General features: G+C 69.9%; 15 protein-coding genes and 3 pseudogenes. All 18 read right to left on the reverse strand.

What is annotated here, in order from left to right; translation table 11 throughout:
* Positions 1-187: 187 nt before the first annotated feature.
* Positions 188-358: pseudogene (locus ACZ4O3_RS42250) on the reverse strand (ATP-binding protein); the annotation flags it as partial.
* Positions 359-642: 284 nt separating this feature from the next.
* Positions 643-1,236, reverse strand: a complete 594-nt coding sequence (locus ACZ4O3_RS42255; RefSeq protein WP_362730978.1) for a GNAT family N-acetyltransferase — start codon at positions 1,234-1,236, stop codon at positions 643-645.
* A gap of 252 nt (positions 1,237-1,488) precedes the next feature.
* Positions 1,489-1,994 (reverse strand): annotated as a pseudogene (locus ACZ4O3_RS42260) (IS110 family transposase); the annotation flags it as partial.
* 140 nt (positions 1,995-2,134) lie between these two features.
* Positions 2,135-3,238 carry an MSMEG_0565 family glycosyltransferase gene (locus ACZ4O3_RS42265; RefSeq protein ID WP_467727689.1) on the reverse strand — a complete coding sequence of 368 codons (1,104 nt, stop codon included), beginning with the start codon at positions 3,236-3,238 and terminating at the stop codon, positions 2,135-2,137.
* Positions 3,235-4,071 carry a carbon-nitrogen hydrolase family protein gene (locus ACZ4O3_RS42270; RefSeq protein WP_362731802.1) on the reverse strand — a complete coding sequence of 279 codons (837 nt, stop codon included), beginning with the start codon at positions 4,069-4,071 and terminating at the stop codon, positions 3,235-3,237. The genes ACZ4O3_RS42265 and ACZ4O3_RS42270 overlap by 4 nt, the downstream gene beginning before the upstream one ends.
* Positions 4,068-4,919, reverse strand: coding sequence for a carbon-nitrogen hydrolase family protein (locus ACZ4O3_RS42275; RefSeq protein ID WP_362731804.1), 852 nt, complete (start codon positions 4,917-4,919; stop codon positions 4,068-4,070). The genes ACZ4O3_RS42270 and ACZ4O3_RS42275 overlap by 4 nt, the downstream gene beginning before the upstream one ends.
* Positions 4,916-6,355, reverse strand: coding sequence for an MSMEG_0567/sll0787 family protein (locus ACZ4O3_RS42280; protein WP_467727691.1), 1,440 nt, complete (start codon positions 6,353-6,355; stop codon positions 4,916-4,918). Before ACZ4O3_RS42280 ends, ACZ4O3_RS42275 begins: the two co-directional genes overlap by 4 nt.
* Entirely contained in the window at positions 6,352-7,443 is a 1,092-nt protein-coding gene (locus tag ACZ4O3_RS42285) for an MSMEG_0568 family radical SAM protein (RefSeq protein WP_467727692.1), read from the reverse strand. The genes ACZ4O3_RS42280 and ACZ4O3_RS42285 overlap by 4 nt, the downstream gene beginning before the upstream one ends.
* Positions 7,444-7,453: 10 nt before the next feature.
* Entirely contained in the window at positions 7,454-7,984 is a 531-nt protein-coding gene (locus tag ACZ4O3_RS42290; protein WP_282703651.1) for an MSMEG_0572/Sll0783 family nitrogen starvation response protein, read from the reverse strand.
* A 40-nt stretch (positions 7,985-8,024) separates the two neighbouring features.
* On the reverse strand, positions 8,025-8,840 hold the full coding sequence (locus ACZ4O3_RS42295) for an amidohydrolase family protein (protein ID WP_362723790.1): 816 nt from the start codon (positions 8,838-8,840) through the stop codon (positions 8,025-8,027).
* A gap of 11 nt (positions 8,841-8,851) precedes the next feature.
* Positions 8,852-10,207 carry an MSMEG_0569 family flavin-dependent oxidoreductase gene (locus ACZ4O3_RS42300; protein ID WP_467727694.1) on the reverse strand — a complete coding sequence of 452 codons (1,356 nt, stop codon included), beginning with the start codon at positions 10,205-10,207 and terminating at the stop codon, positions 8,852-8,854.
* The gene (locus tag ACZ4O3_RS42305) at positions 10,204-10,509 is read right to left on the reverse strand and encodes an MSMEG_0570 family nitrogen starvation response protein (RefSeq protein ID WP_362723784.1); all 306 of its coding nucleotides are present in this window, start codon (positions 10,507-10,509) and stop codon (positions 10,204-10,206) included. The genes ACZ4O3_RS42300 and ACZ4O3_RS42305 overlap by 4 nt, the downstream gene beginning before the upstream one ends.
* Positions 10,510-10,628: 119 nt before the next feature.
* Positions 10,629-11,156: a hypothetical protein gene (locus ACZ4O3_RS42310; RefSeq protein WP_467727696.1), complete on the reverse strand. Its 528-nt coding sequence runs from the start codon at positions 11,154-11,156 to the stop codon at positions 10,629-10,631.
* A 448-nt stretch (positions 11,157-11,604) separates the two neighbouring features.
* Positions 11,605-11,743: pseudogene (locus ACZ4O3_RS42315) on the reverse strand (LexA family protein); the annotation flags it as partial.
* 179 nt (positions 11,744-11,922) lie between these two features.
* Complete coding sequence (locus ACZ4O3_RS42320; RefSeq protein ID WP_467727730.1) at positions 11,923-12,258, reverse strand: TraR/DksA family transcriptional regulator; 336 nt, start codon at positions 12,256-12,258, stop codon at positions 11,923-11,925.
* Between the two features lie 109 nt (positions 12,259-12,367).
* Entirely contained in the window at positions 12,368-12,871 is a 504-nt protein-coding gene (locus ACZ4O3_RS42325) for an oxidoreductase (protein ID WP_467727697.1), read from the reverse strand.
* A complete protein-coding gene (locus ACZ4O3_RS42330; RefSeq protein ID WP_467727699.1) occupies positions 12,787-13,824 on the reverse strand; it encodes an ABC transporter in 1,038 nt (345 codons plus the stop codon). Before ACZ4O3_RS42330 ends, ACZ4O3_RS42325 begins: the two co-directional genes overlap by 85 nt.
* On the reverse strand, positions 13,821-14,753 hold the full coding sequence (locus ACZ4O3_RS42335; RefSeq protein WP_467727700.1) for an ABC transporter ATP-binding protein: 933 nt from the start codon (positions 14,751-14,753) through the stop codon (positions 13,821-13,823). Before ACZ4O3_RS42335 ends, ACZ4O3_RS42330 begins: the two co-directional genes overlap by 4 nt.
* Positions 14,754-15,063 lie beyond the last annotated feature (310 nt).

Raw genomic sequence — 15,063 nt, forward strand, 5'->3', positions numbered from 1 at the left:
CCGGGAAAGAGATCACAGGCCGGTCATCAGCCCTCTACACTCACCCAGACCGCCCCTGAACAGGGAAAACGTCAAAGTGCTGCTGGAGTACTAGGAGGGTGACGTCGACCGCGGAGAGGTATCCGGGGAGGACAGTGGTGTCAGGGGTACGGTGAGCGGGATTGTCACGCGGTCCTTGCGCGGGAGGTCAGGCCATTTCGGCGTCGCCGTCGTTCACGGCGAGCCGGTTCTTCAGCCGGCAGCTCGGGCCGTTGACCGAGATGACGTCGCAGTGGTGGAGGAGCCGGTCGAGAGCCGCGGAGGCCGGGACCTCCTCGTCGCTGACCACCTGTCCCCGCTCGCTGCAGGTCTCGTTCGAGGGCCAGTGCGTCCTCGGGCGGTCGAGTTCGGCTCGGTGTTGCGGGCGGGGCCGGCCCCGGTGGCGGGTGGCTCGGTTCTATGGGCAGCCGTCGGGATCGTCTTCCCGGTGGGAGGGCGTTGTGTTCCGGTGCGTCGGTCGGAGCGCACCAGTGGTGCGGACCCAGGCTGCGAAGTCCTCGGCCGCCTCGGTGACGGCGCTGAAGCGCAGCGAGGGGAAGAAATCGAAGTTGTGCTGAGTGTCCTGACAACTCGGCCCATGGCGCTGAGAAGGCGGCGTCAGCTCTAGCCACGACAGTGCGAAGTTGCTTCCTGTCGATGCTGGTACCAGCATGCGTCGATCTCACGTCCGTCGCCCAGGGTGAACCGTGGCGGTCCTGGCGCAGGAGTAAAGCCGGCTGCCGCTAGTGCCCCTCGAGAGGCATTGTTCGTCGGCTCCGCGCCCGCTCGTACGACCTTGAGGCCGAGATGCCGGTGACCGAGCTGGACGGCCGCTCGGAACAGTTCGACGCCAAGCCCTTGCCGACGGTAGCCCGGGGCCAGCCAGCCACCGATCTCGCCGGTTTCCAGACCCACGCTCGTCGTGCCCGCGTATCTGCCGTCGGCCACATGCACTGCGGTCAGCCGCACGACGACGCCATCGATGGGAATCTCGAGCTTCCTCATCATCTTGAGGCGGTCGCGAGCCTCGAATCCTGACAGGTCGTCATCCGCGCGCATGGACAAGAACAACTCTCGCGTGTCCTCGTGCTGAACGATCTCATCAGACCTGGAACCCAGCCAGCGCTGCGCCTCAGCATCGGATCCGGCAGCGGCGGAAGCCATTACATCCAGGGCGATGAGCGGCGTATAGAGCAACAACCGCTCGCTGCGCAGCACGTGCCGACCCGCACCGCACCTACCGCGCACAGGTGGATGAAGCGGTTCCGCGGACCGGCGGAACAGCGCTTGCCACATCATGCCCCGCCCCAGGAAGAGTACTGTTCAGGTGCCGCTCCAGCACCATGCGACGGCCGACTATAACTTGCCACGCAGACACCCGTGAGTCTGGGTGCGTACACCGGCTCGACACTTCACGCAGTGGCGTCCCCTGCAGCCTCAGACCCAGTATTCGGCCGGTGTGGCCCGGCCCACGACGGTCTGTTCGTCCAGTGCGGTGAAGATGTCCTCGACGAACCGGCCGGCTATCCGCGGCGCCTTCGGGCCTAGCAACGGGACCGGGGAGCCGAATCGATCGAGGAGCTGGAGCACGGCCGGGTGCTGGACGCGCGGCCCAAGGACCCGTTCCAGCGACGGGTGGATCCGGGTGAGCAGGCCCCGCAGGCGGTTGCTGATGCGGGTTGCTTCCCCGGCCAGGTCGTCGGCGAGGCCGACGATCATCTCCGGCTCGGCGATGGTCTCCTGGAGCTTGACCGTACGGAACGCGTAAGGCATGAAGCGGGCCGCGTCCGCGATGACGAACGCGTCGCGGGCATCTGTTTTGGCCTCGCCGGGATAGAGGCCGGCGACCCGCCGCATTGCCAGGCCGGGCAGATAGGCGGCCGGGCAGCCCATGTCCCGGGCCACGCCAGCGGCAGGGCTCCGATGGAGGCCGGCTGGTCGACCACGACACGCACGGTCCCATGCCTGGCCTGCCGTCTGCCGAAGCCATGATCCACATTGCCATGGCCGACCTCATGTCCCACCGCCACCAGCGAGAACCCCTTCTCCTGGCGCGATCCGGCACCCCGGAATCAAAGCCGCATGTTCGGATGAAACAACGGGAGAAAACGACCTCTCAGGCACGTGAGATGTCTTTCAGCCGAGAGCCGTAGAACGCCAGGTGGCGTTCCGCAGCGGTGGCCCAGGTGTGGCGGGCGGCGAGTCGGCGGCCCCTGACCCGGCGCGCTGGGGTGTCGTACGTGAGCGCGGCACCGAGCTCAGCGGCCAGGTCCCGGTGCGTGGTCGCGAAACGGGCGGCGCCGTCGAACACCTCGCGCAGTACGGGCAGATCGCGTACGACCAGCGGAACTCCCGCCGCGAGTGCCTCCATCGCGGCGAGGCCGAAGCCCTCCTTGACGGAAGGGAAGGCGAAAGCGGAGGCGGCGGCCACCAGTGGCGGCAGCTCGTCCTCGGCGACCTGCCCCAACACGACCGGTTCGAGGCGGAGTTCGGCTGCCCGTGTCTCCCAGCGAGCTCGGTAGTCGCGGTAGTCGAAGAGGGTCTCGCCGCCCGCGATCACCAGCTGTACGTCTGGGTGTGCGGAGCGCAGTCGGGCGTACGCCTCCAGCAGGTCCAGCGAACCCTTGCGGGGTTCGATACCACCGACGGTAAGGACGTAACGGCCCAGACGGGCACGCCAGTTCGCGCGGGCGGCCGGCTCGGTGGTGGCGAAACGGTCGTAGGCCACTCCGTTGGGAATGACCGCCGCGTTGATGCCCCAGCCGTCGGCCAGTTCCGTGGCGACGGCCGTCGACACGCAGATGTGCGCGTACGGTTCGACGATGGCCCGCTCGTGGCAGGCGGCCAGTTCGGGGGTGGTGAAGCGGTCGATGTGGTGGACCGTGCGGATGCAGCGGCCAACGACCGCGTTGGCGCTGATGCAGTCCTGGGCGTGGACGACGTCGTACGCCATCGCATAGGGCTCGAAAGCCTTGCCCAGGACGGCGATGGAGCGCAGAATCCGTTCGCCGACGGACTCCTCGGGCGGGCCGTCCGGGAACGGCACGATCCGCAGCCGTACGGCTGGGTCGACCGGCCGGAAGAAGCCCGCGTCACCGCCGCGGCCCAGCGTCCACACCGTGATGTCCTGCCCGGCCGCGGCGAGCGCCTCGGCGAGGGCGAGGGTGTGGACGACGCCGCCGCGCGGCTTGGTGGAGTAGCTGAGCAGAGCGATCTTCACGTGCGGTCCTCCCGGTAGGCGCCGGGCCGGCGTTCGTCGAGGTGGCGCAGGATGCGGCGGGCGCGGTCGATCTCCTCGGCGACGTCGGTCTCGGCGACCGCCAGGCCGGCCTTGGACCAGGTGCGGGCGAGGATGTCACCGCCCGGGCCGACCACCTTGGACTGGCCGAGGAACCGCATGCCGCCCATGGCGCCGGTCTGGTTGGAGGAGGCGAGGACGACCTGGTTCTCGGCGGCGCGGGCCTGGTCGTACAGGTCGAAGAGCTTGGCCTGGCGGTCCTGGGCCATGCGCGGGGCGCGGTTGGTGAGGGACGTGGGCCAGGCGGAGAGGCAGGCGAGGATCTCGGCGCCGTCCAACGCCAGAGAACGGGCCGACTCAGGGAACGTCTTGTCGTAGTCGATGAGCATGCCGATGCGGCCGACGGGTGTGTCGAAGGCGTCGAAGCGGTCACCGGCCGCGTAGGCGGCGACCTCGCCGGCCGGCAGATGGACCTTGCGGTGGCGGCCGAGGACACCGTCGCCACTGACGCAGACCGCGGCGTTGTAGCGCTCGTCGCCACCGTCCTCGCAGTAGCCGAGGCAGACCACCATCTCGGCGGCCAGGCGGGCGACCTGGAGGATCAGCGGGTCGTCCGGCTTCAGAGCCGGCGGCAGGGCCCCGGGGTCGGGGTGGCGCAGGTCGGCGAGGTAGCCGCCGAGCGCGGCGTCGGGCAGGACCAGCAGACCGGCGCCAAAGGCGCGCGCGTCGTCGATGAGCTTCGCGATGCGGGCCAGGTCGAACTCCAGGTCGCGGCCGAAGTGGGCGGCCGCGGCCGCGATCCGGATCGTGCTCATGCGCTGACTGCTCCCGTGGGTATGTCGTAGGTCTCGGGCCGCCGGTCGCGCAGGTGCCCCATCGACCGCCGGGCGGTCTCCAGTGCCTGTGCGACGTTCAGTTCGGCGACGGCGACGCCGGCGGCGACACCCGTGTCGGCGAGGATCTCGCCGCCGGGGTCGACGACCTTGGCGCTGGCGACGAAGCGTAGCGACCCGAACGTGCCCGCCTGGTTGGCCGACAGCCACACGATCTGATTCTCCAGCGCGCGGGCCTGGTCGAAGAGGTCGAAGCGGCGTTTCCAGCGGTCCTCTTCGAGGCGGGCGGCCGCGTTCGTCCGGGATCCCGGCCACGCGGAGACACAGACCCCGATCGCGGCGCCGTCGAGCGCGAGCGCGCGGGCGGACTCCGGGAACGCCTTGTCGTAGCAGATCATCATGCCGATCCGGCCGACCGGGGTGTCGAAGGCGTGGAAGCGGTCCCCGGAGGCGTAGCTGGCGTCCTCGCCGAGTGGCTGGTGGACCTTGCGGTGGTTGCCGAGAACGCCGTCGCCGGTGACGCAGACGACGCTGTTGTAGCGGGCTTCGCCGGCCGCTTCGCAGTATCCCGCGACGACCGTCATCTCCCCCGCCAGGGAGGCCAGTCGGCGGATCTCGGGGCCGTCGAGGGCGAGCGCGGGCGGGCCCTCGTCGAGTTCGGCGCGGTCGTCGAGGCTGAGCAGATACCCGCCGAGACACGCCTCGGGCAGCGCCAGCAGCCCTACGCCCTCCCTCCGGGCTTCCTTGATCAGCCGTTCGGCGATCTGGAAGTCCTCCTCCAGGTCGCGGCCGAATTCGGCGGCGACGGCGGCCATACGCAGGGTGGTCATGCGGTCCCCATCCCGGTCACGGTGGACATGACCGCTTCGGTGATCTCTCCGTCGGGCCAGCGCAGCCCGACGCCTTCTCCTTCGGTGAGCTCCCCGCACACCGCACCCGTGGCGGGCCCGGCGGGCAGGGGCGGTGCACCCGGCTCGTCGGCCGTGAGCATCGCGAAGCCCGGGAAACAGGTGAACCAGTCGCCCACGGTCGCACCCCCCGGTCGGGGCACGGCGGCCACGTCTAGCACCGCGCGGCAGCCGCTCGCCTCGGCGAGCATGCCGAGGGTGCCGGCGATTCCCGCCATCGACACGTCCTTGGCGGCGGCGGGCCGGGCGGCGGCCACCGCGCCGGTCATGGTGCGCAGTTCGTCGCTACGGCGGTGGCTGGTCGAGTCCCACTGGCGGCCCCGGTAGCCAGGGCGCCAGCGGCCGCCCAGGTCGGTGGTGAGCCGTACGGCGTGACCGGGGCGGCCGCCGCCACCGGGCACCGGCCGGCCTGTGCGGCCGAGCGCGGTCACCGACAGGGCGGCCGGGACGCCGAGCTGGGTGTGCCCGCCGAGGACCGGGATGTCGTACGCCTGTGCCGCCCGGGCCAGTCCGGCCAGGATTCGGGCGGCGTGCGCGGCGTCGCGAGCGCCCACCGCGTCCAGCAGCCCGAGCGGCGCGGCGCCCATCGCCGCCAGGTCGTTGACGTTCACGAGGACCGCGCACCAGCCCGCCCACTCGGGGTCCCGTTCGACCATGGACGGCACGATCGCGTCGCACGCCGCGATCACGTCGGTGCCGGGGACGGGGGCGCCGTCGTCACCGACGAAGCCCGGGGGAGGTGCCAGCGCGCTGAGGAGCGGTCCAAGGGGGGACTTCGTGGCCGCCGCGAGGGCGGCGATACGGCCGATCGGCCAGCGCATCAGGACGTGCGGCACGCCCGCGACCGTCGTGTCCCGCACCCGCTGCCAGCCGAGCCGCCGGAACAGCACCTCGTTGCGCGCCTGGACGGTCGCGTCGAACCGCAGCACGCCCTCCGCCTCGGCGCGGGCACAGGCGGCCCGGACGAGCGCCGCGCCGATGCCGTGCGGGCCGCGGGCCCGGGGTGCGACGACCAGGCGCCCGCCCTGCCACCAGCCGAGGTCGGAGCCGTCGTCGACCGGACACAGGCGCACCCCGCCGACCACGGTGCCCTCCGGGTCCTTCGTGACCAGGACGACGGTCCGGGGGTCGGTGTCGCGGTCGTCCAGGTCGTGACGGACGAAGAGCCCCTGCTCTTGGACGAAGGCGGCACGGCGCAGCTCCCGGTAGGCGGCCACGTCCGCCGTGCCGTCCGCCTCCTCTATGCGGAAGGCGGCCCGGCGGGCGAGCGTGCTGCGGTCGCCCAGCAGGGCCAGGATGTCCTGCGGACTGTCCACGGCCGGCACGACCACGGAACCGTCGAGGTACACGGCGGTCACCCGCCCGCTGCCTGGAGCACACTGCAGGCGCCGCACGCCGCGCAGCCGGCCTTCTGGTCGGCGCCGCTCATTCCGGCGGCGCGCAGCCTCGCGGCGACGCCCTCGGTGACGTACGTCAGGTGTTCCGCGCGGGGTGCCCCGGCGCCATCGCGGGCGGCGAGGGTGCCGCTCATCGGGCGGAACGGGACGACGAACGGGTACACCCCCCGGTCGATCAGCCTGCCCGCGCCGGCGACGAGTTCGTCGGGGTCCTCGCCCAGTCCGACGAGGAGGTAGGTGGAGACGCGGTTCGGTCCGAAGACGCGCACCGCCTCGTCCCACGCGGCCTCGTACTCGGCCAGCGGGACCGTCGACTTGCCGGGCATCCAGCGTCGTCGCACCTCGTCGTCGAGGGACTCGACGTGGATGCCGATGGCGGTGGCGCCGGCGTCGTGCAGGGCGCGGATCCAGGCGAGGTCGCCGGGAGGTTCGCACTGCACCTGGATCGGCAGACCGGGCACGGCCCCCAGCACCGCCCGGACCGACCGCACGAGGTTGCGGGCGCCGCGGTCCGGTCCGGTGGTGGTGCCTGTGGTCATCACCATCTGCTTCACGCCGTCGAGCCGTACCGCGGCCTCGGCGACCTCAGCAAGCTGCGCCGGGGTCTTGGCGGCCACGGTGGCGCCCGAGCGCAGGGACTCCTCGATGGTGCAGAAGCGGCAGCGGTCGGACTCGGCGTAGCGGATGCAGGTCTGCACGACGGTGGTGGCCAGGACGTCGGAGCCGTGCAGGCGGGCGATCTGCTCGTAGCGGAGACCGTCGGCCGTGGTCAGGTCGTAGAACTTCGGTCGCTGCACGGATGTGAAGGAGATTCCGGTGTCCTCGTCACCGAGCCACACCTTGCCGTTCCGCACGGAGTAGGGACTGTGGGGGTTGCGGGGGAGCGCGGCGTTGGCACCGTCGACGAGGACGTGTCCGTCGTCGCTGGGCCCCGCGCCGTCCGGCCGCCGCACGGGCGCGTCCGACGCGACGCCGCGCAGGGCGAGTTCGGCGCGGGTCATGATCCGCACGTCCACCGCCGTACCGCTGTCACCGGTGCCAACGCTCACGTCGTTCTCCCTACAGCTGGTAGGTGGAGTTGATGATGGCGCCCTTGCGCGCGTAGTGGATCAGCGCGTCCTGGACGTCCAGGGGGTGGGTGGGGATGACCCCCTCGATGAGGTCCTCCTCGCGGGCGCCGTGCAGGGAGAGGCCGAAGCGGCAGCAGTAGACCTTGCCGCCCTCTGCGATGAACGTCTTGAGCTGGTTGTTGATGTTGTGCTCGCCGGGGAAGGCGGAGTTGCCGACGGTCGGGAAGCCGCGGGTGGCGAGGCAGTTGAGCGAGCCGGGGCCGTAGAAGTAGATCGCGGTCTCGAAGCCCTTGCGCAGGGCGCGGGTGGCCTGGAGGACGGCGACGAAGGAGACCGAGGACTCGTGGGCGATGCCGTGGACGAGGGTGAAGTAGGTCTCGCCGTTCTCGGCCCGGTAGTCGGGGAAGACCTTGGTGGAGCCGTAGATGCTGGTGCCCTCGGGGAGCGAGGGGTGCGGGATCTCGTCGAGGGACTTCTGCTCGACGTCGGAGAGCTCGGCGGTGACGACGGATTCGGACATGACTGTCTCCTTGTGCGTACGGGAAGGGAGTCGGGGGCGGTCAGTCGTAGAGCGCGGCGAACGTGTCCCGGAAGACCAGGTCGCCGAGTTCGCCGCCACCGGTGGCTTCGGCGAGGCGGGCGTACTCGCCGGTGAAGTCGCCCCACGGCTGGTCGCTGGCGAAGAGCACCCGGTCGTGGCCGATGCCGCGGCGCTCGATCTCCTGCGCCAGCCAGCGGGGAGTGAAGCCGATGGCCCAGGAGAGATCGGTGTAGACGCGCTTGCCGGCGCTGATCCAGTCGAAGAACCGGGAGCCGACGAGCTTGATGTGACCGCTCATCCCGCCGCCGAAGTGCACGAGATGGACGGGCACTTGACCGGCGTACCAGTCGACGAGATGGCCGACCTCGTCGATGTCGGAGGCGGCGCCGGGAGAGGTGTGCACATGGACGACAAGGCCGTGCCGGGCGGCCTCGGCGAAGATCCGGTCCAGCTGAGGGCGGCAGGCAGGGTCCGTGGGGCGGCCGCCCAGCAGGAAGCTCAGCTTGAGGGCCTTGACCCCGGGCTCGCCGGCCAACCGGAGGGCCTCTTCCGTGCGTTGGGCGTCCTCCGGGCGCGGGGACACCCACAACCCGGCACGGATCCGGTCGTCGCTCTGCGCGGCCTCCAGCGCCAGCTTGTTGAAGGAGAAGGCAATCGCGGGATCCGGTACGCCGTAGTTGGGGATGACCAAAGCCCGTTCGGTTCCCTCCGCGTCCAGGTCGGCGATGAGCTGCTTGACGGTGGCGCGCGCGGTGGTGTCCGGGTTGACGGGTGGGCCGCCGTAGAAGGGATAGGCCGGCAGGAGGCCGATGTGGCGGTGTGCGTCGTAGACCATGGTGTGGTTCCTCAGCCGATCGGGAGGGCGGAGGCGAGTTCGCTGGGGGCTCCGGTGAGCGTGCCGCACACGTCGGCCAGGCGGCGCGAGGCGTCGATGTGGTCCGCGAGGAACTCGGCGTCCCGGCCCACCGCCTCGAAGCGGCCCGAACCCCACGAGTACTGCCAGGGCAGACCGAGGAAGTGCAGGCCGGGCGTGCCGGTCGCGCCGCGCCAGTGCATCGGGTAGCCGCGGCCGTCGAAGACGGGGGCCTCGATCCACCGGTGATCGCGCCTGAAGCCGGTCGACCAGACCACCGAGGTGATACCGGCGGCCTCCAGGTCCAGTTCGCGCGGCTGCTCGTTCGGCTCCCACACCGGGACGTACCGGGGCTCGGTCGGGACGGCGATGCCGTGCGCGGCGATGTACGCGTCGATGGCGTCCTTGATGCCCTCGGCGACGGCGTCGGAGTGGTCCAGGTTCACCTTTAGGTCGTCGGCGAACTCCAGGCCCGTACCGGTGACTCCGGTGAGCCGCCCGTACAGCCGCATTCCGTCGCGGGCAAAGGCGCGCAGGTCGATGTCGCGGCCGCCGTCGCGGCCGGTGACGTAGTGGTTGACCCGCATGCGCACGGCGTCTGCGTCGTCGAACTCGTCGATGGACTTGTCGTAGTGGCCCATCTCGTCGAGCCAGGCCACGCAGTCGCGGCCGCGGTAGAAGCGGGCCACACGAGGGGCGCTGCCGACGGCCAGGTGCACCTGGCGCCCGGTGAGGTGGAGGTCCTCGGCGATCTGGCAGCCGGACTGGCCGGTGCCGACCACGAGAACGGGGCCCTCGGGGAGCTGGTCGGGGCTGCGGTAGCGGGAGGAGTGGACCTGGGTGATGCCGTCGGGCAGTCGTTGGGCCATCGGCGGGACGGACGGCGTGTGGTAGGGGCCGGTGGCGACCACCACCTGCCCGGCGGTGAAGTCCCCGGCGGTCGTGGAGAGTTCGAACACTCCTCTCGGCGAGCGCCGCAGCCGGGTGACCGTCACGCCCTCAACCAGTGGCGGCCGGAAGAAGGAGACATAGTCCTCCAGGTACCGGACGATCTCGTCACGGACCATGAACCCGTCCGGATCATCGCCCTGATACGGATAACCGGGCAGCCTGCACTGCCAGTTGGGGGTCACCAGGCAGAAGGAGTCCCAGCGCCGCTCACGCCACTCGTACCCGACCCGGTTCGCCTCGATGACGACGTGCTCGACACCACGCCGACCGAGGCAGTAGCTCATCGAGAGCCCCGCCTGACCGCCACCGACCACGACCACCGGGATCGGGGCACCTCCCCTGCCCGACAGGCTGTGAGGGAGGGCGCCGACCGGCCGTGTCGCCGGAGCCGAGCTCACCGCGCGCTCCCGTCGGCGCCGGTCAGAGATTCGACCGTGACCTTGGCACCGCTGACGGTGGCGTACGCGGCGGCGGTCCGCTCGATCTGCGCGAGCTGGTCAAAAGCACCGGTACAGAAGAAGCCGAACTTCTCCTTCACGCGCTCCCCGGCGATACCGAGTGCCGTACGGCTGCGCTCGACGAAATCCGCAAGTGCGTACTGACCGCCGGGAACGAAATAGTCCTCGACTACCGTGGAGGGGGAATAGCAGCGCTGCGACACGCCGTCGGGCCAGCGCACATGAAAATACATCTCGGGCATGACATCCTCCATGCCGGGCGCCGAGGTCTTGCCACCTCGCCGCTGTCCGTGGAGACCAACTCCAGCCCTCGGGGATTTCCGAACGAAGTCATCCGGAATAAAGGGGAGTTACCAGAACCTCACGCGGGTTCGGGATGCAATGACGCATTATTGTTCCCGCGGAAATGAAACCGAAATACCGAGCCCATAGCTACGCGCTCCGCACGGTCCGGATCTCCCATCCGGGATCGGGATTCCGTCATGTCAGTCGAATCAGTCGCACCGGTCGAGATCTGCCGACTGCGGACGGCCGCACCTGTCCGGTCGAACGCGGGGAGGGTATGGCCGGTGCCGCCGATGACCCGGCGGCATCGGTCGACGGTCACGCCGTACTCGTCCGACAGGATGCCCTTGGGCCAGACGTCGGCGTCGTGTCCGAAGAGCGCGAACTCGCCGAGCGTCTTGCCGACGAGGTCCTGCGGCTTCTCGATTCCCGCCTCGGTGTTCCCGAAGATGGTGGCACGCCGGAAGTTGCGGTTCGGGAGGATCGGCAGCGCCATGAACGGCGTGTCGTCATCGCCGCCGCACTGCGCCGTGGACAAGCGGCGGGCGCTGTCCAAAACGTGGAGCCGGAGAGCGGCGCACGCGTATTGAGCGGTCTGCTGCACGGATTCCTGCTCCAGCGTGTGGCCTTCGGCTTGACCGACACGGCAGGATCCAACGACGCCGTCCGGGGGTTGCTCGACAGAGCCGAGGTGATTCGCCTGTTCATGAGGGTGGTGGCGCAGGTGGTCAGCGATTCCGAGTGCTCGATGAGCCGTTCGTGGTCGCGCGCGTGCCGACGGGTGTTCATGACCCAGGTGTGTGAGCGTTCGACCCACCGTGCGGTAAGGCGGACGTCTGAAGTCCTCGCTGCCCGATTTCCGGTACACCACGGACTGGAACCAGGTCGGCAGGTCGCTTGCGGTGATCGACGCGGCGGCGCGGCAGGCGGAGGCCGAGGCGGAGTGACCGCGGGGGGACTGGCGGGGTCCGGACAGTGCAGGACCTCGGAACCGGCACAGAGGTTCCGGGGCCCGGTCGGAGGGCGGGCGGGATGAGCGCCCGCAGCAGGCGTCACACGCGCCGCAGTATGGCGACGACCTTACCCGATGGTCGCGTCGTCGCCGGGGGTGGGCTCGCAGGCGGCGTTGTGGGGGAGGAGTCGGACGTGGCCGTCCTCGCGCTGGAAGCGCTTGACGGTGGCCTCGGGGTCGGCCTTGCGTTCGTAGCGGCGGTGCGGTCGGCGGCATCCGGTGAGCCAGGCCGTTGCTTCTCCTGATCAAGCGGGGTGAAGGTCGGACGTTGAACGGCCGCCGACGGGGGAACTCGCCGTCCGCGCGCACGACGGGTGGGGACGGACGGCATGTCGTCGCGCCCTCAACTGTCCACCCTTCAACGAGCTATGGGCGCGCAGCGTACGCAGGTTTTCGCCGCCGGGCGAACTTCGAGGCGCTCGATCGGGATCGGCTCACCGCATTGCTCGCAGCGCCCGCAGTCCCCTCTCTCCCACCGTTCCAGGGCGTGATCGAGATCGTTCAGATGCTCGCGCGCCTGGGACAGCAGGGAGGCGACGTGTGCGCGCTCGAAGGCCGTGCTCGCACCCTCCGGGTCGTGCTCGTCGTCAATCGCCACCAGTGCGTTCGCCTCGACGATCCCTTCGAACTCACGGCTAAGGGCGGATATCTGCTGCAGTGTGCTGACGCGGTCGGCCGAGAGCAGCGTCCGCATCCACTCGCCCTGGGGTGCGGGAAAAGCGGCATTGACGCATTGATCGCTCATATTGGTGGAAACGGCATTGTCTTGTCTTGAATTCCCAGGTGCTCGGGAGGCGACGGCCTCAGCGATGACGTGGGCGGCCACGCTGGTACTGCTTCGGCCACGGGGCGTCGTCACCGAGCACGTGGGCAGCGCGGAGCGGCCACGTCGGATTGCGCAGCAGTTCGCGCGCGAGCATGATCGCGTCGGCCGAGCGGTCCACGAGGATCTGGTCGGCTTGCTCCGGTGCGGTGATCAGGCCGACCGCGGAGACGGGCAGGGCCGCGCCCTCGCGGATGGTTCGGGCGAAGGGCACCTGGTAGCCGGGCTCCACTTCGATACGGGCGTTGTGGACGAGCCCGCCGCTGGTGATGTCCACCAGATCGACACCGTGGGCCACCAGGTGCCGCGACAGCTCTACCGTCTCCTCCGGGGTCCAGCCGCCGTCGGCCCAGTCCCTGGAGTCCTGGACCGGCAGGGGCGCCGACGAGGGTGCGTATGTCAGACGATGCGCTTGCGGCCCCAGAGGAAGATGAAGGCCGTCACAACGCTGGCAAGAGCGAAGAGGAACAGGGTGTCGAGCCACTGGGTGCTGCTGAGCTGCGAGAGGGGCAGGTAGTCCACCGACTTGCCGACGACATCCTTCTTCTGGAGACAGATGTCGACGGCTTTCGCCGACGGCTCGTGCAGACAGGTGTGCATGGGGAGGGCCTTCCCGGAACTCGTGATGTACGACCCGCTGTCCACCGTCAGGCCGCCCGGGGGAACGGGCGGAGGGGAGCCGTTGACTCCCGAATGATTGGCGATCCTCACGGGGTTCGCCAAGTTCAGGCGGTTCATGGACCAGAACAACTCGACGGCGACGGTGAAGAAGAAGGTGGCGACCATGGACAACAGGGTCCGACGCAGCACCATGCCGATGGCGACGCCGCCGACGACGCTGAAGACGGTGAGTGCGACTGGCACGGGTCCGGTGTTGCTGAACACGGTCACGTCCCAGCCCATGCTCCCGTCCTGTTCCATCAGCGGCGTCCACCACCAGCCGCAGGCGAGGGAGAGGACCGTCGTGCACACGACGACCACCAGGACGGTGAGCCCGAGTTTGGCGGTCAGCCAGCGGCTGGGGCGCGGGGACTGAGACATGACGAGCTTGGCGGTGCCGCTCTCCAGATCGCCGGCGAGCAGGGGGGCGCCCAGGAATACGCCGAGGATGACGGGCAGGGGAAGAAGGGCCAAGCCGACCTTGAGAGTCCGCTGCACGTACGGCTCTATGCCCACCGTCCACTTGTCGGGCGAAGAGTCGGGCCAGCCGAGGGCGGTCAGGTGGTCCATCAGGCCGGCGCGCTGGTGGGCGATCCACGCCGTGATCAGGGCCGTGACGGCGAGGTAGGTCCAGTAGGCGGCGCGGTGCTGGCGCCAGGTGAGCCAGGTCATGCCGCTGAGCCGGGAAGCTCGGATGCGGCGGGAGGCGGCGGAGGGCGCGGGGGAGAGGGCGGACCTGCCGGGTCCGGCGGCCGGGGGCGTGGTCAGGTAGTTCATGCTGCGGCTCCCCCTGGGCTGTGCGGCCGGGCCGGGACCTGAGCTGCGGGAGTGATCAGTGGCGGCGCTTTGAGGGAGCGCAGGTAGGGAAGCAGGAGTTCCTCCAGATCCGGGGTGCGGGACTGCCACTGGTCGCTGACCGGGCCGCCCGGGCGGACGAGGGCGCTGGTTCGGCCTGCGCTGGTATGGCACTCGACAACGGTGTGGCGGGCGAGTTCGCTGGAAACGCCCGGCCCGTCGGCGCCGCCGACGTCCTGCAGGAGAAGATGGGCGCTGCGGAGTTCGTCCACGTCACCGGCCATGCGCAGACCTCCCGTGGAGACGACGAGGAGGAAGTCGCAGACGCTCTCCAGTTCGCTGAGCATGTGGGAGGACAGCAGCACTGTGGTGCCGTGTTCGCCGGCCTCGGCCAGCAACAGGCTCATGAGTTCGCGGCGCACCAGCGGGTCGAGGTCCGAGAAGGGCTCGTCGAGCAGCAGCAGGTCGGGTCGTTTACCGAAGGCGAGGGCGAAGGCGACGCGGGTGCGCTGCCCGCCGGAGAGGGTGCCGACCTTGGCGTTCATGGGCACATTGCCCGAGCGGACGATGTGCTCGGCGACGAGCTGGTCCCAGCCGTGGTTCAGTTCGCGGCCCAGACGCAGTGTCTCGGCCACTGTGAAGCGGCGAAACAGCGGCTTCTCCTGGGCGAGGAAGGCCGTGCGGCGTCCCGCCTCCACGGACTGGGGGAGCGCGCCGAAGACCCTGAGGGTGCCCTCCGTCGGTTCCAGCAGGTTGGCGGCGATCGACATCAGAGTCGTCTTGCCCGCTCCATTGGGACCCACCAGTCCGCAGATCCGGCCGGCCGGGAGTCGGAACGAGCAGTCCCTCAGGGCCCAGCCCCGGCGGTACTTCCGCCCCACCGCGTGGGCCTCCACCGCCGACTCAGCCACGGGGCCGGCTGTGTTGATCGGGCTTCTTGCATACGCGGCGCCCTGACTGGTGTCACTCACTGACACTCCTTGATGCACGGGTTTTGGGTCACTTCAGCGGCCCTCATGGTGACGGCGCGCCTCTTCTCCAGGACGCCGCGACCAGCGTGGCCACGTCCTTCCTGGCGGGCGCGGCTGACGGTTCCTCGCATTCAGGAAGTGATCCGTTCCAGCCGCGCTCGTGACCAGTAAGTTACGGAGACGACCCGTCGCCGCGCTTCGAGCAGAAGTTGGATCTGTGGCACCCCTCTACGACTTTCGGCCGAGCGCT

It is taken from the genome of Streptomyces sp. NPDC026515 (genome assembly GCF_055567595.1).